The sequence below is a fragment of the Nocardia sp. NPDC051030 genome, assembly GCF_040683015.1.
GTDB lineage: Bacteria > Actinomycetota > Actinomycetes > Mycobacteriales > Mycobacteriaceae > Nocardia.
This window is the reverse complement of the sequence record NZ_JBFBCD010000006.1, coordinates 505,289-530,869: the sequence shown is the minus strand read 5'-3', so window position 1 is coordinate 530,869 and position 25,581 is coordinate 505,289. Positions and strand designations below refer to the sequence as shown.

Sequence of the window (25,581 nt, the reverse complement as noted above, 5' to 3'; positions counted from 1 at the left end):
CCATGGACAATCTCGTTAACATTCTCTACATCGTCGCGTTCGCGATGTTCATCTACGGTCTGATGGGTCTCACCGGCCCGAAGACCGCCGTGCGTGGTAATCAGATCGCCGCCGTCGGCATGGTCATCGCCGTTGTTGCAACACTGATCTCGATCCGCGCCACCAATAACTGGATCATCATCATTGCCGGTCTGGTCGTCGGTATCGGCCTGGGCGTGCCCCCGGCCCGATTCACCAAGATGACCGCCATGCCGCAGCTGGTCGCCGCGTTCAACGGTGTCGGCGGTGGCACCGTGGCACTGATCGCGTGGGCGGAATTCCTGGAGACCAGCGGGTTCTCGCACTTCCCGGCCGATGAGCAGCCGACCGCGCACATTGTCGTGGCCTCCATGTTCGCGGCCATCATCGGCTCGATCTCCTTCTGGGGCTCGTGCATCGCGTTCGCCAAGTTGCAGGAACTGCTGTCCGGCAGGCCGATCACCATCGGCAAGCTGCAGCAGCCGCTGAACCTGCTGCTGTTCGCCGGTGCGATCGCCGCGGCCGTGGTCATCGGCATCGGCGCGACCAAGGATGGTGTGCCGCAGTACTGGATGATCCTGGTGCTGGTGCTGGCGGGCATCCTCGGCCTGATGGTCGTGCTGCCGATCGGTGGCGCGGATATGCCGGTCGTCATCTCGCTGCTCAACGCGCTCACCGGATTGTCGGCCGCCGCAGCGGGTCTCGCGCTCAACAACACCGCCATGATCGTGGCGGGCATGATCGTCGGCGCGTCCGGCACCATCCTCACCAACCTCATGGCCAAGGCCATGAACCGGTCCATCCCCGCGATTGTCGCGGGCGGATTCGGTGGTGGCGGAACGGCTCCCGGCGCTTCCGGCGACGGCGAGCAGAAGCAGGCCAAGGCCACCAGTGCGGCCGATGCGGCGATCCAGATGGCGTACGCCAATCAGGTCATCGTGGTCCCGGGTTACGGCATGGCCGTCGCTCAGGCCCAGCACGCGGTCAAGGAGATGGCGGCCCTGCTCGAGGCCAAGGGCGTCGAGGTCAAGTACGCGATTCACCCGGTCGCCGGTCGTATGCCGGGCCATATGAACGTGCTGCTGGCCGAGGCCGAGGTCTCGTACGACGCCATGAAGGAAATGGACGATATCAACGGCGAATTCGCCCGCACCGATGTCGCCCTGGTGATCGGCGCGAACGACGTCACCAACCCGGCCGCCCGCGAGGACGCCTCGTCCCCGATCTACGGCATGCCGGTGCTGAACGTCGATCAGGCCAAGTCGGTCATCGTCTTGAAGCGCTCCATGAACTCCGGCTTCGCCGGCATCGACAACCCGCTGTTCTACGCGGACACCACCTCGATGCTGTTCGGTGATGCCAAGAAGTCCGTGGGCGCGGTCACCGAGGAACTGAAGGCCCTGTAACCACGACAAGGCCCGGGTTCGCCAGCGAGCCCGGGCCTTTCGTTTCCACCAGTTCTTGACCTAGAGGTCTAGAACTACTACGGTCATATCCATGGGCAGGCCACGCAACTTCGAAGCGGACGACGTAGTCGACCGCGCGATGGAAGCGTTCTGGACCCATGGCTACAGCAATACCTCACCCGCGGATCTGTGCGCCGCCACCGGAATCGGCAAGGGCAGCCTGTACAACACCTTCGGCAGCAAGCGGGAACTGTTCGCACTCGCCCTGGCCCGATACGACCGCATGGGCCGGGAGCTGGCCGAGGAGTTCCTCGCACAACCGGGCAGCACCCGCGAAATCATCGGCGGCATGCTCCGGAACCTGGTGGATACCGATCTCGCGCAACAGGTCCGGCGCGGTTGCCTGGTCGTGAACACCACGACGGAACTCGCCGCGCACGATGCGGAAATCGCCCGCGCCCTGCACATGGCGATGCAAGGCGTCCTCGTCGCGCTGCGGACGCGAATCGAGCAGGGCGTCCGCGAGGGCGATATCCGGGCCGATATCGATCCGCAGGCCACTGCCGAATTCTTCATGAACACCATCAGTGGACTGCGGCTGATGGCCAAGACCTGCGATGCCCCCGTACTGCACCGCATTATCGACACCGCACTGACCACACTCTGAATCGAGGGCCACGCCAACGGCCCTTTTTTCATGCCCTAATTTTTGACCTGTAGTTCAAGAAAGGACCAACAATGGATCTCGGACTGAATGGCAAGACTGCCGTCGTCACCGGAGCCAGCCGCGGCATCGGGCTGGCCATCGCGGAAGAGCTTGCCGCCGAGGGAGTTCGGGTGGTGGGTGCGGCCCGCACCATTACACCCGAGCTCGAAAAGGTCGCCGTCGCTGCCGTTTCCGCCGATCTGAGCACAGCCGAAGGCGCGCGCACACTGGTGGACGCGGCGCTCGCCGAGCTCGGCGGGATAGACATTCTGATCAACAATGTGGGCGGCGGCGATGCGGCCGGGTTGAAACTCGGCGGGGTACTCGACGCCGATCTCGAGCAGTGGCGATACCTGTTCGACCTCAATCTGTTCGGCGTCGTCGCCACCACTCGGGCGGCGCTGCCCAGCCTGATCGAGCGCCGTGGGGCGATCATCACCGTATCGTCGATCAACTCGCGACTGCCCGCGGTGGGACCCGCCGGATACAGCGAGGCCAAGGCGGCGCTCACCTCGTTCAGCAAGCGACTCAGCGAGGAGTTCGGGCCCGGAGGACTGCGGGTGAACACCGTCTCCCCCGGCGTGGTCGGCACCAGGATCTGGCGCGGCGAGGACGGCTTGGGCGCGAAGATCGCCGAGGCCAATGGCGCTCCGCACGACCAGTTCCTGGCCGCACTGCCCGAGCAGTTCGGCATCGCCTCGGGACGCATCTCCGAACCCGAGGAGGTGGCCGCGCTGGTGACCTTCCTGGCTTCCGGCCGGGCCGCCAATATTCACGGTGCGGACTACGTCATCGACGGCGGCACACTCAAGACCATGTGACCGCATCGATTCGACAACGGCCCGCGTCCCCCCGAAAAGGACGCGGGCCGTTGGCATTCGGTCCGGCCGCTACAGGTACAGGCCGGTGCCGTGCTCGGGGCGCTCGTTCGCGACGGCGTGAATGTCACGCTCGCGGAGGACGTAATACGCCTGGGCTTGGATTTCGACCTCGAACTGGTCGTCGGCACTGAAGAGGACCTGGTCGCCGACGGAGACCGCGCGCACGTGGGAGCCGACGCCGCAGACCTCGCCCCAGGACAGGCGTTTGGCCACCTGGGCGGTGGCGGGGATGAGGATGCCTCCGCTGCTGCGGCGTTCGCCCGCTTCCTGATTGAGCTTGACCATGACGCGGTCGTGCAGCATTTGAATTTCGAGCTTGGCATCGGACACCGCGGCAGTGTACTGCGCGCCTCGAATCAGACGACGCTCGAATCAAGACACGGGAGGCTGCGGCGCGACGATCCGGCGGATGGCGTCCTTGATCCAGAGGCGGGACTGCTCCGGATCGGCGTCGCCGCCCAGGGTGAACTGGTTGACCTGCGGGACCGCCAGGGGGTAGTTGATCGTGCTCATCAGGATCATGAGGATGTGGCCCGCGGGCATATCGGCGCGCATCAGGCCCTTGGCCTGAGCCACCTCCACCTTCTGGCGCTTCTCCAGGTAACGGCCGCAGCGGAGTTCGCCCGCGGAGGCGTTCTCCCGGCCCAGTTCCAGGGCCTCCCACATGAGCAGGCGGAGTAGCTCCGGATGCTCGCGGTGGTAGTCGATGTGCTGGTCGATCCAGGTGTCGAGGTCTTCGATATCGGTGGTCACCGAGCCCGCGACGGCCAGCATGGTCTTCTCCAGGACCTGATGGAACAGCTGTTCCTTATCGCCGAAGTAGGCGTAGATGAGCTGTTTATTGGCCTTGGCATTGGCGGCGATGCGGTCGACCCGGGCCCCGGCGATGCCGTGCGCGGCGAATTCGTCCGTGGCGGCGGCGAAGATGCGTGCCTTCGTCGCCTCGGGGTCCCTGGGTGCCATGCCCACCATGTTAACCAACTAAGTAGTTGACAGCGCCGAGGACCGTGGAATAGTTTCAACTAACCAGTTGGTTGATGAACTCATACGAACTTCCCGGCGCAATAGCGCGCCGCACGCCCCGCCTCCGCAAGCCCCGCTCCACCGTTCGGGAGAACGACGTGACAATCCTCGAAAACCGCTCCACCGCCGCGCCACTCGCCGCCGCGGAGCCGTACGCCGCCCGCTGGCGGGTACTGCCCGTCATCCTCACCGCCATGTTCATGGCGATGTTCGACTACTTCGTCGTCAATGTCGCCGCCTCCTCCCTGCAACACGACCTGCACGCCGGAGAAGCCGCCCTCGAATTGGTCATCGGCGGATACGGATTCGCCTACGCCAGCGGCCTCATCACCGGCGGACGACTCGGCGATCTGTTCGGGCACCGGAATATGTTCGTGGTCGGCATGCTCGCCTTCGCCATCGCCTCACTGCTGTGCGGGCTCGCCTGGAACGAATGGGCGCTGGTCGGATTCCGTGTGCTGCAAGGCATTACGGCCGCCGCCATGGTGCCGCAGATGCTGGCGCTGATCAACACCATGTTCCCGATGAGCGAACGCCCCAGGGCCATGGGCGCATTCGGGGCCACCATCGGCCTCGGCGCGGTCTCCGGGCAGGTGCTCGGCGGCGTACTGCTCGACCTCGACCTGTTCGGATGGGGCTGGCGCACCATCTTCTTCATCAACCTGCCCATCGGACTGGCCGCAGCACTGCTCGCCGCACGCTGGCTGCCCCGGCACGAGCAGACCCACCGGCCGCGACTGGATCCGGTTGGCGCACTCGGGATCTCGGCCGCACTCGCCCTCATCCTGGTTCCGGTGACCCTCGGCCGCCCCGAAGGCTGGCCGGTGTGGACCTGGGTGTCCATGGCCGCCGCACTGCCGGTCCTGCTGCTCACCCTGCGCTATGAGAACCGGCTGCGGGCACGCGGCGGCGAACCCATTCTCGACACCGATCTGGTGAAGGATCGCAAGTTCGCGGTCGGCATGGTCATCTCGGGCGGCTACCTGGCGTTCTTCGCCGGATTCATGCTGTGCCTGACCCTGCTCCTGCAGAACGGCCTCGGCATGTCACCGCTGGCGGCCGGGCTCACCTTCGCCCCGCTCGGACTCACCTTCGCCACTATGTCGTTCTTCGCCCGCAAGGTCGCGGAGCGGATCGGCAATCGGGTCATCCTGGTCGGGGCGACCACCAGCCTCACCGGAATGCTGGTCACCATGGGCGTCCTGGCTTGGTACGGATCATCGATCAGCGCGCTCGCCCTCATCCCCGGCATGATGCTGGTCGGCGCGGGCAATGGGCTCGCGATCCCGTCCACCATCGGCGCGGTGCTCTCCACCGGAATCCCCGGCCACCAGGCGGGCATGGCGGCGGGCGTGCTCACCACCGCACAGCAGTTCGGCAATGCGGTCGGGGCCACCGTGCTCGGCACCATCTTCTTCAGTGCGGTCGGAAATGCCCACGGCGTAGGGGATTTCGTGACCGGCATGCAGGCAGCCGGATGGGCGGCGTTGGGGATCATCGCGGTCGTGCTGGCGGCGGCCTTCGTCCTCGCGCGGCCGACCGCCCGCTGACACGGATCAACGAGCAGGGCGCTACCTCGATCGGAGGTGGCGCCCTGCTTGTTACGACACGAGAAGTCGGGGATTGGCCGGGACCCGCCGCACTGCCAAGGTGAACTCGATCTTATTGCGATAGAGGAGATTTCACCGTGGAAGCACTCATCATCCCGTTCAATCTGGTTACCAATGTGCTGTGGGTGATCCTCGGCGTCGCCACCGGCAGTTCGTTCCGGCACTACTGAGTCAGCGGGACCGGGTACCGGACAAACCCGACCCAAGCACGTAGGTTTTGGGGTGTGCGCCCGAACACCGATCTCCACACCCTGCGTGACCTGCTGCCCGACGGGATGGTGGTGACCGATCCCGACGTGCTGGGTGGGTATCGGCAGGATCGGGCGCTGGATCCGGAGGCGGGGACGGCGCTGGCGCTGGTTCGGCCGAGCACCACCGAGCAAGTCGCGGCGGTTGTGCGGTGGGCGCATGAGCGGCGGGTGCCGATCGTGCCGCGCGGGGCCGGGACCGGGCTTTCGGGCGGGGCCACCGCGCAGGATGGGGCGCTGCTGCTCAGCACCGAGAAGATGCGCGAAATCACGGTCGATACCGTCACGCGGACGGCCGTGGTGCAACCCGGACTGTTGAATGCCGAGGTCAAGCGGGCGGTGGCCGAACAGGGGCTCTGGTATCCGCCGGATCCTTCCTCGTTCGAGATCTGCTCCATCGGCGGGAACGCCGCCACCAATGCGGGCGGGCTGTGCTGCGTGAAGTACGGCGTCACCACCGATTACGTGCTCGGCATGGAGGTCGTGCTGGCCGACGGGACCGTGGTGCGACTGGGCGGGCCGCGGTTGAAGGATGCGGCGGGGCTGTCGCTGACCAAGCTGTTCGTGGGCAGCGAGGGGACGCTCGGGATCATTACCGAACTCACGCTGCGGCTGCTTCCGGCGCAGCCGCCGCAATCCACGGTGGTCGCGACCTTCCCGACCATGACCGCCGCCACCGACGCCATTCTGGCCATTACCAGTCAATTGCGGCCGTCCATGCTGGAATTCATGGATTCGATCGCGATCAATGCGGTCGAGGACGAACTTCGCATGGGGCTCGATCGGGAGGCCGCCGGACTGCTGGTGGCCCGCTCCGACGCCCCGGGGCAATTCGCCGGGCATGAGGCCGACATCATGCTTGCCGCCTGCGAAAAGGCCGGGGCCACCGAGGCTTTCCGCACCGACGATCCGGATGAGGGTGAGGCCTTCTGCGCCGCACGGCGATTCGCGATTCCGGCGGTGGAGAAGAAGGGGCCGCTACTGCTCGAGGACGTGGGTGTGCCGTTGCCGCGCCTCGGCGATCTGGTGAACGGCATTGCCGAGATCGCACGCAATCGTGAGGTGCTGATCTCCGTGATCGCGCACGCGGGCGACGGCAATACCCATCCGCTCATCGTGCACGATCCGAATGATCCGGCCGAGTCCGAGCGCGCGCACCTGGCCTTCGGCGAGGTCATGGACCTCGCGATCGCGCTGGGCGGCACCATTACCGGCGAGCACGGCGTCGGCCGCCTGAAGAAGGCCTGGCTGCCCGATCAGGTCGGCCCGGACGTGATGGCGCTCACCCGCCGCATCAAAGATGCCCTGGATCCGCACGGGATTCTCAATCCCGGCGCGGTCCTGTAACCCGACCATCGGAACAATCCGCACCGCAAGGGAGTTCGAACCGACCATGAGTACCAGGCTGGAACACAATGCCGACGCCACCCGCTACGAGATCTACCTCGACGGCACTCTCGCGGGCTACGCCGACTACGCGGAGCGCGCCGACGGCGACCAGCGGATCCGCGACATCCAGCACACCCTCACGTTTCCCGAGTTCCGGGGCCGCGGCGTGGCCGCGCAGGTCGTCGAATACGCGCTGAACGACGCACGCACCGAAGGCTTCTCGGTCATCCCGACCTGCTGGTACGTCGAGAAGTACATTGCCGCGCACCCCGAATACGCCGACCTGGTCGCCTAATTGGCGCGATAGCCCTGCCCGTCACCGGTCCGGCGCGTGGCCGCCCGCCGCCACACCAGGAACTGCCGGTCGGCGACGCTCACCATGGCCTCGACGACCTTGCCATTGTCGAAACCCGGTAGCGATTGCAGCCTGGTCAGGAACGCGGTGTCGGCGGCCGAATGTGGCACCACACACCCCTTGCCGGTGGCCCCGATCAATACGAAGAACACGTCATCGGCGAATGGTCCGTCCGCCGTCGTAATGATCCGCACCTCCACCAGTTCCGTCCACGCGACCTCTTCCACCCGTCCGTCCGCCAGGGTTCTGCGCACGAACGTGTCGTTGATTTCGACACCGGCCATGGGTCCATAGTGCCCCCCGGTTCCCCCGTCGAACAGTCCTCAAACCCGTGGTTTCACTGAGGAAGACATAAAGAAAAACTCCGGCCCATCGGTCCCCCACCGCGAAGGTGGCGGACCGATAGCCGGAGCAATCGTCTAGCTACTGAACAGCTTTCAGCGCAGAATCTGACGCGCCATGACCAGACGCTGGATCTGGTTGGTGCCCTCGTAGATCTGAGTGATCTTGGCGTCGCGCATCATTCGCTCCACCGGGAAGTCGGTGGTGTAGCCCGCGCCACCGAAGAGCTGCACGGCATTGGTGGTGACCTCCATGGCCACATCGGAGGCGAAGCACTTGGCGGCGGCCGAGATGAAACCGAGGTTCTTCTCGCCACGCTCGGCGCGGGCGGCCGAGGTGTAGACCATGAGGCGGGCGGCCTCGATCTTCATGGCCATATCGGCCAGCATGAACTCGGTGTTCTGGAAGGACGCGATGGTCTTGCCGAACTGCTTGCGATCCTTGGTGTAGGCGATCGCGGCATCCAGGGCACCCTGCGCGATACCGACGGCCTGCGCGCCGATGGTCGGGCGGGTGTGGTCCAGGGTCGCCAGCGCGGTCTTGAAACCGGTGCCCGGCTCGCCGACGATGCGGTCGCCCGGAACCTTGCAGTTCTCGAAGTACAGCTCGGCGGTCGGGGAACCCTTGATGCCCAGCTTGTGCTCCAGCGGGCCGACCACGAAGCCCTCGTCGTCCTTGTGGACCATGAACGAGGAGATGCCGTTGGCGCCCTTGTCGGCGTCGGTCACGGCCATGACGGTGTACCAATCGGACTTGCCGCCATTGGTGATCCAGCACTTGGAGCCATTGATGATCCAGTCGTCGCCGTCCTGGCGGGCGCGGGTGCGCATGGAGGCGGCGTCGGAGCCGGCCTCACGCTCGGACAGCGCGTAGGAGGCCATCTTGCCGTCGACGATATCGGCCAGGACCTTGGTCTTGAGCTCCTCGGAGCCGCGCAGGATCAGGCCCATGGTGCCGAGCTTGTTGACGGCCGGGATCAGCGAGGAGGAACCGCAGACGCGGGCGACCTCTTCGATGACGATGCAGGTCGCGACCGAATCCGCGCCCTGGCCGCCGTAGGCCTCGGGCACGTGCACGGCATTGAAGCCGGCGGCGTTGAGGGCGGTCAGCGCCTCCTCGGGGAAGCGGGCATTGCCGTCGACGTCCTTCGCGTAAGGAGCGATCTCCTTCTCGGACAGGGCGCGAATGGCCGCACGCAGCTCATCGTGGAAGTCCTCGAGCTTGAACAGATCGAAATCGGGGTTGCCCGCCATGGGGTTCGTCTCCTGGTCGTTCGGATCGGATCGCCGAAGAACGGCTCGGCACTGAGTGCCAGTCTCTATGGAGTATACGTCGCCACGTGCAGTTTTCTACCCTGCATTCGTGGCACGCAGTGTCATTTACGACACTGCGAACACGTCACAGCGTATCGAGCCGACGGGCCAGCAGATCCGCGACCTGCCGAGGCGGCAAATCCCGGGGAAACACCGCCACCACCATCTCGTCACTCCCGACGCGCGGGGCGGCGGGCCCGCGCGGAATCGCCGACAGCGCCGCACGCAGATCCGCGGCGCTCGCATCGGACTCACCACGCACCATCCGCCGCAACAGATAGTTGTGCGTCGCGGTCACGGCCGCCGTGAACTGCACCAGTTCCAGATCGAACTCCCCACGCAACCGGCTGCGCAGAAAATCCGTGAACAAGCGCTCATAGCGGAACACCGTCACGATCTCGCGCTCCCGCAACGCCGGTTCCTGCCGCACCACCCGATACCGCCGCGCGGCCAGCTCCCGCCACTGCGTGAACCGCTCGAACACCTCGGCGACCGCCTCGATCACGGCCTCCCACGGATCACCCTGCACCGCATCCAGAAAGACCCGAGCCTGCGCCAGCTGCGACTCATGATCGGCGAAGACCACATCTTCCTTCGACCGGAACTGCCGGAAGAACGTCCGCCGCGAGATCCCCGCCGCCTCCGCGATCTCATCGACCGTCGTCGCCTCGAAACCCTTCTCGGCGAACAACCGCAACGCCTGATCCACCACCGTCAGGCGGCGGGCGGTCTCATTGGCGTCGTGAGCAGGCTGGGGACGTTCTATCGGCACGGATCAACGGTAGTCATCACCGGACGCGCACCCCTCGCGCGCCTCGCCGCAACCGCGTGTCAGCCCAGCAGCTGGGCGCGCAGGGCTGCGTCCTTCTCCAGGACCATCTTCTCCAGACCGGCCTGGAATTGCTCCATACGCGAACGCAATTCGGGGTCGGCCGCCGCGAGAATGCGGACCGCGAGCAGACCGGCATTGCGGGCGCCGCCGATGGACACCGTGGCGACCGGGACGCCCGCGGGCATCTGGACGATCGACAGCAGGGAATCCATGCCGTCCAGGTACTTCAGCGGAACCGGGACGCCGATGACCGGCAGGGCCGTCGCGGAGGCAACCATGCCCGGGAGGTGGGCCGCACCGCCCGCACCCGCGATGATGACCTGAATGCCGCGGCCCGCAGCCTCTTTCGCGTAATCGAGCATGCGCTGGGGAGTGCGGTGGGCGGAGACCACGCCCACCTCGAAGCGGATTCCGAACTCGGCCAAGGCTTCCGCGGCCGCTTCCATGGTGGGCCAGTCGGAGTCGCTGCCCATGATCAGGCCTACCTGGGCGGTGTCAGTCATTGTGCGGATCCCATCCGTCGGTCCAAATGGCGTGCGACATCCAGTGAGCCGCGCGCTCGGCCTTCTCACGTGTGGTGGCGACGTCGTCGCCGAGGATATTGATGTGGCCGATCTTGCGGTCGGGGCGCTCACCCTTGCCGTAGAGGTGAACCTTGGCGTCGGGGAGGCGGGCGGCCAGGTGGTGCAGGCGCTCGTCCATGGACATCTCGGGGGCCTCGGGAGCGCCGAGAATATTCGCCATCACGGTGACCGGGGCCAGCGGGCGAGTCGAGCCGAGCGGGTAGTCCAGGACCGCGCGCAGGTGCTGTTCGAACTGGCCGGTGCTCGCGCCGTCCATGCCCCAGTGGCCGGAATTGTGCGGGCGCATGGCGAGCTCATTGACCAGCAGCTCACCGGAGTGAGTTTCGAAGAGCTCCACGGCCATCGCACCGGTGACGCCGAGTTCGGCGGCCAGGCGCAGCGCCAGGGCCTCGGCCTCGGTGGCGCGGGCCCGCGACAGATCCGGGGCGGGGGCGATGACCACCGCGCACTGGCCATTGCGCTGCACGGTCTCCACGACCGGCCAGGCGGCCGCCTGACCGAACGGGGAACGCGCGACCATGGCGGACAGCTCACGCTTGAGATCCACCTTGGCCTCGGCCATGAGGGAGGAGCCGTGGGCGAGCTGATCGGTGACGATCCGCTCGGTCTCGGCGGCATCGGCGGGCATCCACACGCCGCGGCCGTCGTAACCCCCGCGCACGGCCTTCAATACGAACGGCCAGCCGTGCGCATCGGCGAATTCCACGGCATCCGTGACCGAATTCACTTCCGCGAATGCCGGAATCGGAACACCCAGTTCGGCCAGCTTGTGCCGCATGCGCAATTTGTCCTGAGCGAAGACCAGCGCGCTCGGCGGCGGCTGCACATTCACGCCCTCGGCGATGAGCGCCTCGAGGTGCTCGGTGGGGACGCCCTCATGGTCGAAGGTCATGGCGTGCGAGCCGATCGCGGCCTTGCGCAGGGCCATCAGATCGTTGTGGCTGCCGAACACCACATCCGGCGTGACCTGGGCGGCCGGGTCGTCCGGGTGCTCCGCGAGCACGCGCAGCCGCTGGCCCAGCGCGATGGCCGCCTGGTGGGTCATGCGCGCCAGCTGGCCGCCACCGATCATGGTGACGGTGGGCATGGCGGAGGAATCGAAGCTACGGGCGCTCACGTCGGTCAATGTTGTCATGACACCTACCCGGTCCTTTACTGCGGGTTACTCACCGCATCGATGAGAGACGTAGACTCGCGGGGTGTCATTTGTCGACGAGGTGGCGAACCGCCTGCCCAAACCGCTGCGGGACCTCGCAGACCGTCATTCCGAACTACTCAAGTTCGCGATTGTCGGTGCGACCACATTCGTCATCGACCTGGGCATCTTCTATCTCCTGAAATGGACAGTTCTCGATACCAAACCGACAATCGCCCGAATCCTCTCGGGCACCGTCGCGGTCATCGTGTCCTACATCCTCAATCGGGAATGGACCTTCGATAAGCGCGGCGGGCGCGAGAAGCATCACGAGGCGCTGCTGTTCTTCGCCGTGAGCGGCTTCGGCGTACTGCTCGCCGCCGTCCCGCTGTGGATCTCGAGCTACGTGTTCGATCTGCGGCAGCCGAATGTGAGTTTCACCGTCGAGAACATCGCGGACTTCTTCAGCGCGTTCATCGTCGGCAATCTGCTCCAGATGGTGTTCCGGTTCTACGCCATGAAGCGCTGGGTATTCCCCGACGAAATGGAAGAACTCCAGGAGGAGTTCGAGGACCTCATCAACGAAGAGCAACTCGGACACAGCTAGCCACACAACGTGAAGCGGCCCGGAACCCTACGGTTCCGGGCCGCTGTCGTTCGAGGGGCGTTTCAGGACGGTGCCAGGGTCACCGTGAGACGAACGCCACCCAGCGGGCTGTCCTCGATGACCGCTGTACCGCCGTGCAGGCGGGCCTGTTGGGCGACCAGGGCGAGACCCAGACCGCTGCCGGGGGCCGCGGTGCCGACACGGTGGAAGCGTTCGAAGACGCGTTCACGGTCAGGCCCGGGGATACCGGTGCCGTTGTCGTCGATGGTCAGGACGACTCGGTCCGACATCCGGTGCGCCGCAATGTCGATGCGGGAGGCCGTGCCGTGCCGGACCGCATTGGTGATGGCGTTGTCCAGCACCGAACGGAGCCCGGCGGCCAAGCCGCGCAGTCGGATCGGCTCCACATCGTGACCGGCGAGGGCCACACCGGGGTGGGCGCGGCGGGCGTCGTCCACGACCTGATCCACCAGCTGGCCGAGATCGACATCCTCCCAATCGGATTCGGTGGTCAGATCCCCGACGGCCAAGCGCTCCAAGGCATACAGGGTCGATTCGATGGTGCCCTGACTGGCCAGCACCTCGTCCAGGATCTCCGCGCGCTCGGCCTCCGACAGCGACATGGACCGCAGCACTTGCAGATCCGTGCGCATGGCGGTCAGTGGGGTGCGCAGTTCATGCGCGGCGGTGGCGGCGAAATCCCTTGCGGTGACCAGCGCTTCGGAGGTGTGCTGACGTTCCTCCGAGATGCGGCCGAGCATGGTGTTCATGGCCTCGGCCAGTTCCACGGTCTCACTCGCCGCCGGTTGTTCCGGCGAGTCCAGGGCCAGCCGGTCCCCCAGTCCCGCCGTCGCCACGGTCAGCCGCCGCAGCGGAGCCACCGCCCGCGAGGCGAAATACCAGCCGAGCAGCGCGGCCAGCGCGATACCGGCCACGCCGATGGCAATGATCCGAAACCGCTGCTTGGCAATGGAATCCGCCGCCACGTCCCGCGGCACACCCAGCACCACCGTCTTGCCGTCCACCGGTAGCGCGCGCTGGAACTCCCCCGTCGAAGGTTCGGCCGGACGCACCACCGTGATGTCGGGGCCTGGACTCGGCAGGGCGGGCAGGGCCTCGGTCCCGGAAGGGTCCGTGGTGCCGGGAGACTCGGTCATGACTTGCGCGGGCTCCAGGGCGATCGCGCTCACGATCGTGCCGACCTGGGTCCGGGCATCGGTGGAGGTCACCGCGAACAGCACCGCCGTCATGGTGCCCACCACGACCGCCGCTGTCACGGCACTCGCCAAGGCGACGCGGGTACGCAGCGAAAGCGGCCGGCGCACACCACGATCGCGACGCGGGCGGATCCGCCTCATGCTTCGGTCCGCAATACGAAGCCGACGCCGCGCACCGTCTGGATCAGGCGCGGGCAGCCGGTGTCCTCGATCTTGCGCCGGAGATAGGAGACGAACACATCGACCACCTTGGTTTGAGTCTCGAAGTCGTAGCCCCACACCCGATCCAGCAGCTGGGCGCGGGTGAAGACCTGGCCGGGGGCCGACGCCAGGGCGGCAAGGAGGTCGAATTCGCGTTTGGTCAGCTCGAGCAAGATGTCTTCGGCGTAGGCGCGGCGGGCGCTGGGGTGCACGATGAGCGAGCCGACCGTCACCTGATCCGACACATGCGCCGGGGCGGGGGCGCGGCGCAGCATGGCGCGCAGGCGCGCGACCAGTTCGCCCAGATCGAAGGGTTTGGTCAGATAGTCGTCGGCCCCGGCTTCCAGCGCGCCGATCCGGTCGGTGACCTCGGATCGGGCACTGAGCACGCAGATCGGGATGTCATTGCCGAACGAGCGCAGCGCCGTGACCACGCCGACGCCGTCCAGGGCGGGCATATTCAGGTCCAGGACCATGGCCTGCGGTGCGCTCGCGGTAATGCGCTGAAGCGCGGCGGCTCCGTCCGTCGCGGTCTCGACCTCGAAACCGGATAGACGCAGCCCCCGCGCCACCGACGCCAGCACTCTCACGTCATCGTCCACAACCAGAATCCGGGCACCAGTCACAGCTCCGACGATACTGACGCGAGCGAGCAGTAAACCTCAGGCAAACCCGATCAGCCGGCACTTCCTGTGGACGGCAGCGGCTGCGCGGGCTGCAATGGAATCGCGGGCATGAACTCCGGCCCGGGCTGTCCCGGCCGGGCCGGAACCGCCGGGCCGATGGTGATGGTGTTCTGCGGCCCCGGCTGCCCGGGCCGGACGGAAATCGTGCCGTCGTCGGCAAGCTGCGCGGGCTCGGCGTAGATCGTGCCGTCCGGACCCGGGCGCTCGACCACCAGGGTGCCGTCCGCATTCTGGGTGACCGAGATGGCGGTGTCCGGCGACGCCTCGACCGTGGGCAGCGTGGGGGCGGTGATCGCGCCCGGTTCGGCGGCATTCGCGACCGCGGGCCCGGCCAGTGCGCCGATGGCAGCGGCCCCGGCAATGCCGCCCGCGATGATGCCGCGGCGAATCGTGCTCTTCTGCATGAGTTCTCCTTCGTCTCGCCGGTGATTGCTCACCGGTTTCCTTGAACGAGTCCGAAGGTATGGAGCGATTTCTCAGCTGCCGCTAACCAATGGTTAGAAAAGAGTTAGAAATGGGGGCTTCGCCCCCACACCCCCGATAGGAAAAGGGGGTTCGGGGGCCAAGCCCCCGACCCCCCAGAGGAAGCGATCTCAGCGTGGTTCGGCCATGGTGCTGTTCGGAGAGCGCTGGGGGGCTGAGGAGGAGCCGAGGAAGACTGCGAAGAGGGCGGGGCGGCGGCGTTGGAGTTCGAGGCGGCCGCCGTCGGCTTCGATGAGGGCTCGGGCGAGGGCCAGGCCTACGCCGGTGGAGCCTGCGGCGGAGAAGCCGCGGTCGAAGATGTGGGGGGCCAGTTCGTCTCGGACACCGTCGCCTTCGTCGGCGATCTCGACGCAGACCAGGGGGTCGCGGTCGTCGCGGACGCCGGGGACGGTGCGCACGGAGACGGTGCAGGTGCCGCCGCCGTGCATGAGGGCATTGTCGACGAGGACGGCGACGGCCTCGCGCAGGCGGGATCCGGTCACGGGGGCGCGGAGGGTGGGGTCGCCGAGCAGGACCAGTTTGCGGCCCGCCTCGGCGAAGGGGTGCCGCCATTCCGCCACTACGCCACGGAGTTCCGCGACCACGGGGACCGGATCGCGTTCGGCCGCGCCCTCGTCGCGGGAGGCGCGGACGAGTTCGTCGATGGCGTCGGTGAGCCGATCCACCTGTGCCATGGCCTCTTCGGCCTCGTGCACCACGGCCGGATCGGTGTGCGTGGACAATTCGTCCAGGCGCAGGCGCACCGCGGTCAGTCGGCTGCGCAGCTGATGGGAGACGTCCGCGACCAGTGCGTGCTCGCGTTGCAGGCGGCCCGCGATCTCCACGGTCGCCGAATCCAGCACGTCCGAGACGCGATCCAGTTCGGTGATGCCGTGACGGCGCGGATCGGCGCGGAAGTCGCCCATGGCCAGGCGCGCGGCCCGGCCCGCCACATCCCGCAACGGATCGGCCACCCGGCGCGCGGTCACCACGGCCACCGCGATGCCCGCGCCGAGCGAGATGAGCACCAGGCCCAGCACCGCGCCCAGCGCCTGCCGCTGCATGGAATGCATAGGGGCGGAAGGGGTTTCCAGCCGCAGCGAACCGGAGGTGCCCATGGCCAGGGATTCCACCAGCGGATCGCGCACCGCCTCCGAGCCCGAATCTATGCGTGAGGCATTGTCCTGCGGCGTCGGATACACGATGGTCAATCGGCCGTTCTCCGGTATCAGCGGTACGACCGAGCGCAGGTCCAGGGTCCCGTGCACGAGCCCGTCGTCGCGTTCCTGCGCCACCACCTCCACGGCAATGCGGTCGAGGCGATTGCGCAGTTCATTGCGGGTGATGTCCTCCACCCACTGCCAGGCCGTGAAGGCCAGCGGCACCCCGAGCACCAGTGTGGTGAGGGTCAGGGCGGCCACCATGGACAGCAAGATTCTGCGTCTCATCGTCGAGATGCCTCGCTTCGCTGGATGCCCGGCTAATCGGTATTGAAGCGGAAGCCTACGCCGCGCACGGTGACGATCCGGCGCTCCGCCACCGGCCCCTCGTCGCCGATCTTGCGCCGTAACCACGACATATGCATATCGAGGGTCTTGGAACCACGCAAATCGGCATCGCCCCACACCTCGCGCAGAATGGTCTCGCGCGAAACCACCTGCCCGGCGCGGTCGATGAGCACCTTGAGTAGTTCGTATTCCTTATTGGCGAGATTCACCTCGACGCCGTTCACCAGCACCCGGCGCGCCGCGGGTTCGAGGCGAATGCCGCCGACCTCCACCGCCTCATCGCCGATTCCGCTGCGGCGCAATAGCGCCCGCACCCGGGCCAGGAGTTCGGCCAGCCGGAACGGTTTGCCGACATAGTCGTCGGCCCCCGCGTCCAGGCCGACCACGAAGTCCACCTCGTCGGTGCGGGCGGTGAGCATGAGCACGGCCAGATCGGCGCCGCGCGCACGCACCTGGCGGCACACCTCCAGCCCGTCCATTCCGGGTAGGCCGAGGTCGAGAATCAGCAGGTCGTGACCGCCCTCGAGGGCCCGTTCCAGCACGGCGGGACCGTAACTCTCGACGGTCACCGAATAGCCTTCACGACCCAGCGCTCGCGACAGCGGCGCGGCAATGGCCTCGTCGTCTTCGGCCAGCAGTACAGCGGTCACGGGATAAGACTACGGGTAACCGCCGGGCGAACCGTTGTAGCCGCCGCCGTTCGTATTGTTTTGCACCACATCGAAGACTTGGTGATAGAGCAGCGCGTGCACCTTCTGCACCTGCGGGATGTCGTCGTACTCCAGCGGATCCTCCGACGCCGAGCCGACGATCAGCGTGCCGGTGCCCAGCATGCGGTCGAACAGTCCGTGCCGGAACTGCACATTCGAGATCCGATTCATCGGAATATCGATTCCGGTATGCGTGAGCACGCCCTGGCGGATCAGCACCCGGCGATCGGTGATGATGAAGTGCGTCGACTTCCAGCGCAGCAGCGGGGCGATACTGCGCCACAGCACAATCGCCAGCCACACCACCAGAATGGCGAGCAACAGAGCGGTGCCCAGCGTGCCTTCGGTATTGCGCGCCGCCACTCCCGCACCGAATCCGGCCAATGCGGTGATCAGGATGAAAGTCACAGCGGGCCAGAACAACATCTTCCAATGCGGATGCCGATGCAGTAACAGCCGTTCCTCCGGCGCGAGAGCCTCATCCGGATAACCCATGCTGGAACAGTAGCGCGTGGAGATGTCAGAATGCCTCACGCCGACCAGCGGTCTGGAGCACAATCGTGCCGCACCGGTAGCATCCTCGACCACGATCTGCCGTTTCTCGCAATCCCGCGCAACACCATCCCGGCCGTTTCACCCGGCGCAAGACTCAGGAGGCGTGTGTGACCCGAGAGTTGACCCAGCATCAGATTCTCCAAGAACTCGAACCGGTGGCCGAGCAGAACCTGAACCGCCACCTGTCCATGGCCAAGGACTGGCACCCGCACGACTATGTGCCGTGGGACCAGGGCCGCAATTTCGCGGCCATGGGTGGCGAGGACTGGGACCCCTCGCAATCGACGCTCAGCGAGGTCGCCAAGATCGCCATGGTCACCAATCTGCTCACCGAGGACAATCTGCCCTCCTACCACCGCGAGATCGCCGAGAACTTCTCCCAGGACGGGGCGTGGGGCACCTGGGTCGGCCGCTGGACGGCGGAGGAGAACCGGCACGGCATCGTCATGCGCGACTATCTGGTGGTCACCCGGGGCGTGGATCCGGTGGCCCTGGAAGAGGCGCGGATGATCCATATGACCAATGGCGCGCAGTCCCCCGACGATTGGGGCGGCTTCCTGGAGAACGTCGCCTATGTGACCTTCCAGGAGCTCGCCACCCGCATCTCGCACCGCAATACCGGCAAGGTCTGCAATGACCCCATCGCCGACCGCATGCTGCAGCGCATCTCCGCCGACGAGAACCTGCACATGATCTTCTACCGCACACTCTGCGGCGCGGGCCTGGACCTGGTCCCCGATCAGGCGATCGAGGCGATCACCAAGGTGCTCACCAACTTCGTCATGCCCGGCGCGGGCATGCCGAACTTCCGGCGCAATGGCGTGATCATGGCCAAGCACGGCATCTACGACCTGCGCCAGCACCTCGAGGAAGTGGTGCAGCCGGTGCTCAAGATCTGGAATGTCTTCGAGCGCAATGACTTCGGCGCGCGCGGGGAACAATCCCGCGAGATCCTCGCCGGGTATGTGGCCAAGCTGGAGAGCGATGTGGCCAAGTTCGAGGAGCAGCGCGACCGGCTGCTCGCCCGCGAAGCCGCCCGCGGCCAGCTTCAGCCTGTGTGAGCATTTTCCAAGCTGCGCATTCTTCAAACTGCGCATTCTTCAAGCTGCGCATTTTTCAAGAAACGGGGTAGTCCCCCATGAGAAGCATCCGTCACGAGAGGACTTCTCATGGGGGACACATCATTCGGCCCCTACCGACTCGAAACACTGCTGGGCAGTGGCGGAACCGGGCAGGTCTGGCGGGCGCACGACACCCGCACCGACCGCACCGTCGCCCTGAAGGTGCTGGCCCGGGAACTGTCCACCGACCCGGTCTACCGGCAGCGATTCCAGCGCGAGGCACGCGCGGCGGCCCGGCTGCGCGAACCGCACATCGTGCCCATCCACACCTTCGGTGAGCACGAGGGCCGCCTCTACATCGATATGGCCCTGATCGACGGCACCGATCTGGGCCTGCTGCTGCGCACCGAGGGCCCGCTGCCACCCGCGACGGCCGTCGACATCCTTTCCCAGCCCGCCGCGGCGCTCGATGAAGCGCACCGCCGCGGACTGATCCACCGCGATATCAAACCGTCCAATATTGTCGTGATGCCCAGCGGCTTCGCCTATCTCATCGACTTCGGCACCGCACAGGAAACCGGGCACCCGACCATCACCCGCACCGGCTTCGTGATCGGCACCCCGGCCTATATGGCGCCCGAACGGTTCACCGGGACGGCCACCGCGCGTTCGGATATCTACTCGCTCGGCTGTGTACTGCACGAATGCCTCACCGGGCGAAGACCCTTCCGCGCTACCGATCCGGCCCGGCAGATGCACGCCCATCTCACCGCCGATCCGCCGCGCGCCGGGGAAACCAATCCGGAGGTACCGGCCGAACTCGACGACGTCATTGCCCGCGCCATGGCCAAGAACCCGAGTCTGCGCTACCCCAGCGCGGGTGAACTCGCGGCCGCCGCCCGCACCGCGCTGACCCGCGCGCCCGTCGCGCCGACCACTCCGATTCCCGAGGTCGCGGCGGCAGCGGCCACCACTCCCCTCGCCGCGGGAGGGACGAAACCGCTCCCGCCCGTCAGCACGGTCACGCCGAGCGGTTTCGGCCGGGCGGCCAGTGTCCGAGCACTGAGCGCGGGAGCCGCCGAATCCGCACCGGCAGAACACAAGTCCGGCCTGCCGAAGGGTAAGCCCCGGCTCGCCGCCGCGCTGGCCCTCGCCGCGATCGCCGCCGCGGTGGTGACAATGGTGCTCACCAACCGGGATTCGCCGACACAGCCGCAACCGACACCGCAACAGGTGATCTCGACCGAATCCGAGGCTCCGGTGCTGCCACCGACCTCCGGGCGCGGGCGCACCGAATCACCGCAGACCTCGAATCCGCAATCGGCCCCGGCGACTTCGGCCCCGGCCACGTCGGCACCGGCGACTTCGGCCCCCACCGGTCCTCCGACGACGACCGAAGCCACCCTCCCATTCCAGATTCCGATCCCGACCTTCCCCGGCCAGCAGACCGGCAACGCCAACCCCAATGCCAACCCGAACGGCAACGGCAACGGCAATGGCAATGGGAACGGGAACGGGAATCATGACAAGCCCGAGAACGGTAAGCCCACTAAACCGCACTAGCGGCCCCGTCACCCGCGAGTGTGAGTGCGGTGGTTCAGTATTCGGCGCGCAGATGGGTGACGTCGCCCGCGGACACGGCGCGATCGCCGATCAGCAGGCGGCCGTTCTCGTCCACGCCGGTGGCGACGCCGGTCAGCGTCTCACCGCCGGGGAGTTCGGCGCGCACCTGGGCGCCGATGGTCGAGCAGCGCTCCCGGTAGGCGGCGGCGAGCTCGGTGATATCCCAGCCCGCAGCTTCCCAGGCCGTGAAGCGGTGCGCGAACTCGCGCAGAATCGCAACCGCCAATTCGGTGCGGTCCGTTTCGGGAGCGCCGGACAGCTCCAGCGAAGTGGCGTGCGGGACAGGCAGTTCCGCCAGGGTCAGGCTGACGTTCACCCCGACGCCGACAACGACCGCCGGATCCGCGCCCGCGGCGGCGATCTCGGCCAGAATCCCGGCCAACTTACGGCCCTCGACCAGTACATCGTTCGGCCATTTCAGGGCCGCCTTCACCCCGGTGTCGGCCCGCACCGCGTCGACCACCGCGACCCCGGTCAGCAGCGGCAGCCAGCCCAGCACCGCCGGATCGATACCGCGCACCCGGACCAGCATCGACATGGCCAGTTGCGCCCGCGGCGGGCTCACCCACACCCGTTCGTGCCGCCCGCGCCCGCGCTCCTGCGCCTCCGCGATCAGCACGAGGCGATCGGCCTGCACTGAATCCATGGCCCGCGCAACCAGATCCGCATTGGTCGAACCGGTCGTCTCGACCACGTCGATCTCGGTGAAGAAGCTCGACGGTGCCGATCCGGCGACATCGCGCCGCAATCGCTCCACATCCAGGGGTGCCCTGCTCATGCCCCGCAGGCTACTCCACTCCTGTTTTCCCGCCCCGAAACGGACGCGGCGGCGGAGTGGCAATCGCCATCCGCCGCCGGGCCCCATGACGTACTCCCTACCGCATTACCGGAATCGCCATGCCGAACATGAGTACATCGTCATAAGTGAGCTCCGAGGAGGCGTCGTCGTCCCCCGGACGTTCGGTGCGGAAATCGGGATCGGTCACCGTCGGCTTCGGGTCGGTGACCCGCCAATTGGTGAACGATGCCGCTGTCGCTCGATCTGTTTGATGTCTACTCCAGCCCCACATAACCGTCTCCCCTGTAGCGGTTTCGGATGCGACTCCAGAGTCCACTGGCACAGGGGTGGGATACGAACTGTTTTTGACCGAAAATCTTGATCAGGACAGTTCAAATGCAGGTCAGAGCGGAAGATTCGGATCGGTAACTTTTCCGGTCCGGACAAACGATCAGGCGTCGCGCGGTTCCAGCCCGAGGGCCCCGGCGGTGAAACGGCGGACCGAATCGAGCCCGTCCGACAGCGCCGCGTCATAACCCGCACGCGCCCAGCCGACCACCGCCGCGGTGCCGTCACTGCCCGGAGTCACACCGATCTCGGCGACCATCTCGGCGGTCGTCGGCACGCAGACCGCCCACGAGAAGTGGGTCTCATCCCCCCATTCCGCGGTGCGGCGGTCCACATAATCCGGATCGGTAATACCACCGTCGGCAAGGGCGGGCCGATCGTCGATCCGCTCATCGGCGCGCAGGGCCCGCAAATACCAACCGCCCGCATTGATCTCAATCGGTTCCATCAGACCTCCCCCGCTGCCTGCGCCGATCATGCCGCAGCTGCCGATCCCGGCTCCCGAACAACACCGCCCCCGCCAGCGGAATAACCAGGAACACCAGCCACTGATGCGTAATGAAGAACAGAATCACCATCGCAATGGTGATCACCGGCATCGCCCGCTCCGGCCACTGCGTCCCGAACCGGGACTCCCGCTGCGCCGGAACCGCTTTGGTCATGGACACCGGATCCGGAAGATCCGTGAACACCTTCGCCAGATCCCCGCGCGTCAACGAAGCCGCGATGATTCCGCTGCGCTCATCGAACTCGGCCACGCTGAGCCGCCCCGCCGCGAAATGATCGGACAACCGCTTCATGGCATCCTCACGCTCTGCGGTGCCGATGCGAATGTCCGGTGGTTCAGCCATGTTCCGACCTTAGCGCGAGAGAGCGGAAACGAATGGGGCCGCTCAGGTGAAGTGAGCGACCCCATTCGGAAAATCCAGGAAGGCTACTTGATCTCGGCGAGCACGGTGCCCTGGGTGATGGCGGCACCGGCCTCGACGGACAGGCCCGTGATGACACCGGCCTTGTGCGCGGTGACCGGGTTCTCCATCTTCATGGCCTCGAGCACGACGACCAGATCGCCCGCCTCGACGGACTGACCCTCTTCGACGGCGACCTTGACGACGGTGCCCTGCATGGGCGCGGTCACGGCGTCACCGGAGGCACCGGCACCGGCCGCGCCACCACGCTTGCGCGGCTTCGGCTTCTTGCGGACGACGCCCGCGCCATTGCTCGCGGCGGCGGCACCGACCGAGAACTGGCCCGGCAGCGACACTTCGAGGCGACGGCCGCCGACCTCGACGACCACCTTCTGGCGGGGAGCTTCCTCGTCGTCCTCGAGCACCACACCACCGGTGTACGGCTCGATGGTGTTGGTCCAGTCGTTCTCGATCCACTTGGTGTAGACGTCGAACTTGGTGCCGTCACCGATGAACGCGGGGTTCTCGACAATGTGGCGGTGGAACGGAAGAACGGTGGCCAGGCCCTCGATCTGGTACTCGGCCAGCGCACGAGCCGCACGCTGCAGCGCCTGCTCGCGGTTCTCGCCGGTGACGATCAGCTTGGAAAGCATGGAGTCGAACTGGCCGCCGATGACGCTGCCCTCGACCACGCCGGAGTCCACGCGCACACCGGGGCCCGCGGGCTCCTTGTAGACGACGACCGGGCCGGGAGCGGGCATGAAACCGCGGCCCGCGTCCTCACCGTTGATGCGGAACTCGAAGGAGTGGCCGCGCGGGGTCGGATCCGACTTCAGTTCCAGCTCATGGCCTTCGGCGATACGGAACTGCTGACGCACCAGGTCGATACCGGCGGTCTCCTCGGTGACCGGGTGCTCGACCTGAAGGCGGGTGTTGACCTCGAGGAACGACACCGTCTCGCCCTGCACCAGGTACTCCACGGTGCCCGCACCGTAGTAGTGCGCTTCCTTGCAGATGGCCTTGGCCGAAGCGTGGATCTTGCCGCGTACCTCATCGGACAGGAAGGGGGCCGGGGCCTCCTCGACCAGCTTCTGGAAGCGGCGCTGCAGCGAGCAGTCGCGGGTGCCGACCACGATCACATTGCCGTGCTTGTCGGCGAGCACCTGCGCCTCGACGTGGCGGGCCTTGTCCAGGTACTGCTCCACGAAGCATTCACCGCGACCGAAGGCCGCGACGGCCTCACGGGTGGCGGAGTCGAACAGCTCGGGGATCTCCTCGATGGTCTGCGCGACCTTCATACCGCGACCGCCACCACCGAAGGCGGCCTTGATCGCGACCGGAACACCGAACTCCTTGGCGAACGCGACGACCTCGTCGGCGTTCTTGACCGGGTCCTTGGTGCCCGCGGCCATCGGGGCCTTGGCGCGCTCAGCGATGTGCCGCGCGGTGACCTTGTCGCCCAGATCGCGAATGGACTGCGGGGAGGGGCCGATCCAGATCAGACCGGCATCGATCACGGCCTGGGCGAAATCGGCGTTCTCGGAAAGGAAGCCGTAGCCCGGGTGGATCGCGTCCGCGCCGGCCTTGGCGGCGGCATCGAGGATCTTGTCGAACACCAGGTACGACTCGGCCGAGGTCTGACCACCGAGCGCGAAGGCTTCATCGGCGAGCTTCACGAACGGCGCATCGGCGTCCGGTTCCGCATACACCGCGACGCTGGCGATTCCGGCGTCCTTGGCGGCCCGGATCACGCGCACGGCGATCTCGCCTCGGTTGGCTACGAGGACCTTTGTGATCTGCGCGTTGGCATGGCTGGGCACTGAGCCTCCTGTGCTGTGAAAACTTCGTCTTGGGCGAGTGTAGGCAGTCTGCCAACAAGCGCCGAACCGGGATAGGCCTACCCATGGGTAGGCCGCAAAGGTGACGCATGCAACTCTCGTCACTCTCAGGGGCAAGAGGACTCAGAAAGAACCTCCCCTGAACTTCTATCGCAAGTCAGCTCGCGAGGGTTTCGACGAAACCACTGAGCGAGAAGCCTCGCCGGGGTTTCACCGAGTCTCTTCGGTTTCAGGCCCCGGAGTGTAACTACCGTGCGGCGATCTTGGGTATCTCGCCCGGCTGTTCGCCAGTCGTGATCGGCGCGCCGACGGCATTGGCCCATTCGGTCCAGGAGCCGTCGTAGTTGCGCACGCCATGCACGCCCAGCAGGTAGGTGAGGACGAACCAGGTGTGCGCGGACCACCGCCCGATGCGGGAGTACACCATGGGCGCGATCCCCTCGGACACCCCACCGTAGATGACGTCCAGCTCGGCGCGGGGGCGGAATCGCGCATCCGGTCCGACGGAGGAGGTCCAGGGGATGTTGACGGCCGTCGGGATGTGCCCGGCGCGCAGGGCCTGTTCCTCGGGGCGGTCCAGGACCACCAGTTCGCCGGTGTACTCGTCGAAGACGCGGGTATCGACCAGCGGGCCGCCGAAGTGCGCCACGACATCCTCGCGGAAGGCCCGGGCGGGCTTGTCGTCGCGTTCGACGGTCGGATAGTCGCCGAGTCCGGCGGAGGGCACCTCGAAGGTGGTGTCGCGGCCCTCGGAGATCCAGGCGTCGCGGCCGCCATCCAGCAGGCGCACGTCCTCGTGTCCGAAGAGGCTGAACGCCCACAGGGCGGCTGCCGCGGCGCCATTGGCCTTATCGCCGTAGATGACCACGGTGTCGTCGCGGGTAATGCCCTTCATGCGCATGAGTTCGGCGAAGGTTTCACCATCGACGAGGTCGCGCGTGCAAGGCTCGATCAGCTCGGTTCGCCAGTCGATCTTGATGGCGCCCGGGACATGCCCGATGTCGTATAGCAATATGTCTTCGTTGGACTCGATGATCTTGAGCCCCGGCGCGCCGATGTTTGCAGACAGCCACTCTGTGGTTACTAGTCGGTGAGGATGTGCGTAGGAACCGAAAGAGGGATGCGGATCCGGGGCTACGGGCACGGTGTGGTCCTTCACGCGTGGTGGGATTGGTATCGGCGATGGAAAGTCTCTACACCGATCGTAGGCATGTGGCGGTAACGAAACTCGTTTCAG

27 protein-coding genes are annotated in these 25,581 nt (G+C 66.5%); 9 read left to right on the top strand and 18 right to left on the bottom strand.

Going from position 1 to position 25,581, the window contains the following annotated elements; all coding sequences use genetic code 11:
• Nucleotides 1-2 precede the first annotated feature (2 nt).
• From AB0N05_RS23190 to AB0N05_RS23180, 3 genes are all read left to right on the top strand, one after another.
• Nucleotides 3-1,424, top strand: a complete 1,422-nt coding sequence (locus AB0N05_RS23190; RefSeq protein ID WP_364697734.1) for an NAD(P)(+) transhydrogenase (Re/Si-specific) subunit beta — start codon at nt 3-5, stop codon at nt 1,422-1,424.
• A 91-nt stretch (nt 1,425-1,515) separates the two neighbouring features.
• Nucleotides 1,516-2,091 carry a TetR/AcrR family transcriptional regulator gene (locus tag AB0N05_RS23185; protein ID WP_364697732.1) on the top strand — a complete coding sequence of 192 codons (576 nt, stop codon included), beginning with the start codon at nt 1,516-1,518 and terminating at the stop codon, nt 2,089-2,091.
• 71 nt (nt 2,092-2,162) lie between these two features.
• Nucleotides 2,163-2,951: an SDR family oxidoreductase gene (locus AB0N05_RS23180; protein ID WP_364697730.1), complete on the top strand. Its 789-nt coding sequence runs from the start codon at nt 2,163-2,165 to the stop codon at nt 2,949-2,951.
• A 69-nt stretch (nt 2,952-3,020) separates the two neighbouring features.
• Here the strand turns inward: AB0N05_RS23180 and AB0N05_RS23175 are convergent, their stop codons facing one another.
• Nucleotides 3,021-3,341: a co-chaperone GroES gene (locus AB0N05_RS23175; RefSeq protein ID WP_364697728.1), complete on the bottom strand. Its 321-nt coding sequence runs from the start codon at nt 3,339-3,341 to the stop codon at nt 3,021-3,023.
• A gap of 42 nt (nt 3,342-3,383) precedes the next feature.
• Nucleotides 3,384-3,974, bottom strand: coding sequence for a TetR/AcrR family transcriptional regulator (locus AB0N05_RS23170; protein WP_364697727.1), 591 nt, complete (start codon nt 3,972-3,974; stop codon nt 3,384-3,386).
• Nucleotides 3,975-4,048: 74 nt separating this feature from the next.
• Between AB0N05_RS23170 and AB0N05_RS23165 the strand changes: the two genes are divergently transcribed.
• The 3 genes from AB0N05_RS23165 (at nt 4,049) to AB0N05_RS23155 (ending at nt 7,576) form a co-directional block, all read left to right on the top strand.
• Nucleotides 4,049-5,584, top strand: a complete 1,536-nt coding sequence (locus AB0N05_RS23165) for an MFS transporter (protein ID WP_364697725.1) — start codon at nt 4,049-4,051, stop codon at nt 5,582-5,584.
• Between the two features lie 335 nt (nt 5,585-5,919).
• Nucleotides 5,920-7,239 (top strand): FAD-linked oxidase C-terminal domain-containing protein, encoded by a 1,320-nt coding sequence (locus AB0N05_RS23160; RefSeq protein WP_364697919.1) that lies wholly within the window; start codon nt 5,920-5,922, stop codon nt 7,237-7,239.
• Nucleotides 7,240-7,285: 46 nt separating this feature from the next.
• Nucleotides 7,286-7,576 (top strand): GNAT family N-acetyltransferase, encoded by a 291-nt coding sequence (locus AB0N05_RS23155; protein WP_364697723.1) that lies wholly within the window; start codon nt 7,286-7,288, stop codon nt 7,574-7,576.
• Here the strand turns inward: AB0N05_RS23155 and AB0N05_RS23150 are convergent.
• The 5 genes from AB0N05_RS23150 to AB0N05_RS23130 form a co-directional block, all read right to left on the bottom strand.
• Nucleotides 7,573-7,920 (bottom strand): hypothetical protein, encoded by a 348-nt coding sequence (locus AB0N05_RS23150; protein ID WP_364697721.1) that lies wholly within the window; start codon nt 7,918-7,920, stop codon nt 7,573-7,575. The genes AB0N05_RS23155 and AB0N05_RS23150 overlap by 4 nt on opposite strands.
• A gap of 153 nt (nt 7,921-8,073) precedes the next feature.
• A complete protein-coding gene (locus AB0N05_RS23145) occupies nt 8,074-9,231 on the bottom strand; it encodes an acyl-CoA dehydrogenase family protein (protein WP_364697719.1) in 1,158 nt (385 codons plus the stop codon).
• 145 nt (nt 9,232-9,376) lie between these two features.
• Nucleotides 9,377-10,063, bottom strand: coding sequence for a TetR family transcriptional regulator (locus AB0N05_RS23140; protein WP_364697717.1), 687 nt, complete (start codon nt 10,061-10,063; stop codon nt 9,377-9,379).
• Nucleotides 10,064-10,122: 59 nt separating this feature from the next.
• Complete coding sequence (purE, locus tag AB0N05_RS23135; RefSeq protein WP_364697715.1) at nt 10,123-10,626, bottom strand: 5-(carboxyamino)imidazole ribonucleotide mutase; 504 nt, start codon at nt 10,624-10,626, stop codon at nt 10,123-10,125.
• Nucleotides 10,619-11,842, bottom strand: a complete 1,224-nt coding sequence (locus tag AB0N05_RS23130; RefSeq protein WP_364697713.1) for a 5-(carboxyamino)imidazole ribonucleotide synthase — start codon at nt 11,840-11,842, stop codon at nt 10,619-10,621. The genes purE and AB0N05_RS23130 overlap by 8 nt, the downstream gene beginning before the upstream one ends.
• A gap of 64 nt (nt 11,843-11,906) precedes the next feature.
• Here AB0N05_RS23130 and AB0N05_RS23125 point away from each other — a divergent pair, with 64 nt between their 5' ends.
• Nucleotides 11,907-12,449, top strand: a complete 543-nt coding sequence (locus AB0N05_RS23125; protein ID WP_364697711.1) for a GtrA family protein — start codon at nt 11,907-11,909, stop codon at nt 12,447-12,449.
• Nucleotides 12,450-12,511: 62 nt separating this feature from the next.
• Here AB0N05_RS23125 and AB0N05_RS23120 read toward each other — a convergent pair whose 3' ends face one another.
• The 6 genes from AB0N05_RS23120 to AB0N05_RS23095 all read right to left on the bottom strand — a co-directional run bounded on the left by AB0N05_RS23120 (nt 12,512) and on the right by AB0N05_RS23095 (nt 17,728).
• A complete protein-coding gene (locus AB0N05_RS23120; RefSeq protein WP_364697709.1) occupies nt 12,512-13,807 on the bottom strand; it encodes a HAMP domain-containing sensor histidine kinase in 1,296 nt (431 codons plus the stop codon).
• The gene (locus tag AB0N05_RS23115; RefSeq protein WP_364697707.1) at nt 13,804-14,493 is read right to left on the bottom strand and encodes a response regulator transcription factor; all 690 of its coding nucleotides are present in this window, start codon (nt 14,491-14,493) and stop codon (nt 13,804-13,806) included. Before AB0N05_RS23115 ends, AB0N05_RS23120 begins: the two co-directional genes overlap by 4 nt.
• Before the next feature lie 50 nt (nt 14,494-14,543).
• Entirely contained in the window at nt 14,544-14,957 is a 414-nt protein-coding gene (locus AB0N05_RS23110; protein WP_364697705.1) for a hypothetical protein, read from the bottom strand.
• A 189-nt stretch (nt 14,958-15,146) separates the two neighbouring features.
• Complete coding sequence (locus tag AB0N05_RS23105; RefSeq protein ID WP_364697703.1) at nt 15,147-16,463, bottom strand: HAMP domain-containing sensor histidine kinase; 1,317 nt, start codon at nt 16,461-16,463, stop codon at nt 15,147-15,149.
• A 32-nt stretch (nt 16,464-16,495) separates the two neighbouring features.
• Nucleotides 16,496-17,173 (bottom strand): response regulator transcription factor, encoded by a 678-nt coding sequence (locus AB0N05_RS23100; protein ID WP_364697701.1) that lies wholly within the window; start codon nt 17,171-17,173, stop codon nt 16,496-16,498.
• Nucleotides 17,174-17,182: 9 nt separating this feature from the next.
• Nucleotides 17,183-17,728, bottom strand: a complete 546-nt coding sequence (locus AB0N05_RS23095; RefSeq protein ID WP_364697699.1) for a PH domain-containing protein — start codon at nt 17,726-17,728, stop codon at nt 17,183-17,185.
• Nucleotides 17,729-17,895: 167 nt separating this feature from the next.
• Between AB0N05_RS23095 and AB0N05_RS23090 the strand changes: the two genes are divergently transcribed.
• Nucleotides 17,896-18,849 carry an acyl-ACP desaturase gene (locus AB0N05_RS23090; protein ID WP_364697697.1) on the top strand — a complete coding sequence of 318 codons (954 nt, stop codon included), beginning with the start codon at nt 17,896-17,898 and terminating at the stop codon, nt 18,847-18,849.
• 108 nt (nt 18,850-18,957) lie between these two features.
• Nucleotides 18,958-20,412: a protein kinase gene (locus AB0N05_RS23085; RefSeq protein ID WP_364697695.1), complete on the top strand. Its 1,455-nt coding sequence runs from the start codon at nt 18,958-18,960 to the stop codon at nt 20,410-20,412.
• A gap of 34 nt (nt 20,413-20,446) precedes the next feature.
• Here the strand turns inward: AB0N05_RS23085 and AB0N05_RS23080 are convergent, their stop codons facing one another.
• The 5 genes from AB0N05_RS23080 to AB0N05_RS23060 all read right to left on the bottom strand — a co-directional run bounded on the left by AB0N05_RS23080 (nt 20,447) and on the right by AB0N05_RS23060 (nt 25,488).
• The gene (locus AB0N05_RS23080; RefSeq protein ID WP_364697693.1) at nt 20,447-21,250 is read right to left on the bottom strand and encodes a biotin--[acetyl-CoA-carboxylase] ligase; all 804 of its coding nucleotides are present in this window, start codon (nt 21,248-21,250) and stop codon (nt 20,447-20,449) included.
• A gap of 451 nt (nt 21,251-21,701) precedes the next feature.
• Entirely contained in the window at nt 21,702-22,046 is a 345-nt protein-coding gene (locus AB0N05_RS23075) for a hypothetical protein (protein ID WP_364697691.1), read from the bottom strand.
• Nucleotides 22,033-22,449 (bottom strand): DUF1707 domain-containing protein, encoded by a 417-nt coding sequence (locus tag AB0N05_RS23070; protein ID WP_364697689.1) that lies wholly within the window; start codon nt 22,447-22,449, stop codon nt 22,033-22,035. The genes AB0N05_RS23075 and AB0N05_RS23070 overlap by 14 nt, the downstream gene beginning before the upstream one ends.
• Nucleotides 22,450-22,532: 83 nt before the next feature.
• Nucleotides 22,533-24,326: a biotin carboxylase N-terminal domain-containing protein gene (locus tag AB0N05_RS23065; RefSeq protein ID WP_364697687.1), complete on the bottom strand. Its 1,794-nt coding sequence runs from the start codon at nt 24,324-24,326 to the stop codon at nt 22,533-22,535.
• A 265-nt stretch (nt 24,327-24,591) separates the two neighbouring features.
• Nucleotides 24,592-25,488: a sulfurtransferase gene (locus tag AB0N05_RS23060; RefSeq protein ID WP_364697685.1), complete on the bottom strand. Its 897-nt coding sequence runs from the start codon at nt 25,486-25,488 to the stop codon at nt 24,592-24,594.
• Nucleotides 25,489-25,581: the final 93 nt, after the last annotated feature.

Coding starts and splice junctions, on each gene's coding strand:
- AB0N05_RS23095 (WP_364697699.1), bottom strand. CDS start 17,728: ATGGGTTATCCGGATGAGGCTCTCGCGCCGGAGGAACGGCTGTTACTG.
- AB0N05_RS23145 (WP_364697719.1), bottom strand. CDS start 9,231: ATGGCGGGCAACCCCGATTTCGATCTGTTCAAGCTCGAGGACTTCCAC.
- AB0N05_RS23130 (WP_364697713.1), bottom strand. CDS start 11,842: ATGACAACATTGACCGACGTGAGCGCCCGTAGCTTCGATTCCTCCGCC.
- AB0N05_RS23085 (WP_364697695.1), top strand. CDS start 18,958: ATGGGGGACACATCATTCGGCCCCTACCGACTCGAAACACTGCTGGGC.
- AB0N05_RS23070 (WP_364697689.1), bottom strand. CDS start 22,449: ATGGCTGAACCACCGGACATTCGCATCGGCACCGCAGAGCGTGAGGAT.
- AB0N05_RS23190 (WP_364697734.1), top strand. CDS start 3: ATGGACAATCTCGTTAACATTCTCTACATCGTCGCGTTCGCGATGTTC.
- AB0N05_RS23165 (WP_364697725.1), top strand. CDS start 4,049: ATGAACTCATACGAACTTCCCGGCGCAATAGCGCGCCGCACGCCCCGC.
- AB0N05_RS23080 (WP_364697693.1), bottom strand. CDS start 21,250: ATGAGCAGGGCACCCCTGGATGTGGAGCGATTGCGGCGCGATGTCGCC.
- AB0N05_RS23150 (WP_364697721.1), bottom strand. CDS start 7,920: ATGGCCGGTGTCGAAATCAACGACACGTTCGTGCGCAGAACCCTGGCG.
- AB0N05_RS23185 (WP_364697732.1), top strand. CDS start 1,516: ATGGGCAGGCCACGCAACTTCGAAGCGGACGACGTAGTCGACCGCGCG.
- AB0N05_RS23120 (WP_364697709.1), bottom strand. CDS start 13,807: ATGAGGCGGATCCGCCCGCGTCGCGATCGTGGTGTGCGCCGGCCGCTT.
- AB0N05_RS23170 (WP_364697727.1), bottom strand. CDS start 3,974: ATGGCACCCAGGGACCCCGAGGCGACGAAGGCACGCATCTTCGCCGCC.
- AB0N05_RS23105 (WP_364697703.1), bottom strand. CDS start 16,463: ATGAGACGCAGAATCTTGCTGTCCATGGTGGCCGCCCTGACCCTCACC.
- AB0N05_RS23155 (WP_364697723.1), top strand. CDS start 7,286: ATGAGTACCAGGCTGGAACACAATGCCGACGCCACCCGCTACGAGATC.
- AB0N05_RS23110 (WP_364697705.1), bottom strand. CDS start 14,957: ATGCAGAAGAGCACGATTCGCCGCGGCATCATCGCGGGCGGCATTGCC.
- AB0N05_RS23160 (WP_364697919.1), top strand. CDS start 5,920: ATGGTGGTGACCGATCCCGACGTGCTGGGTGGGTATCGGCAGGATCGG.
- purE (WP_364697715.1), bottom strand. CDS start 10,626: ATGACTGACACCGCCCAGGTAGGCCTGATCATGGGCAGCGACTCCGAC.
- AB0N05_RS23075 (WP_364697691.1), bottom strand. CDS start 22,046: ATGGAACCGATTGAGATCAATGCGGGCGGTTGGTATTTGCGGGCCCTG.
- AB0N05_RS23180 (WP_364697730.1), top strand. CDS start 2,163: ATGGATCTCGGACTGAATGGCAAGACTGCCGTCGTCACCGGAGCCAGC.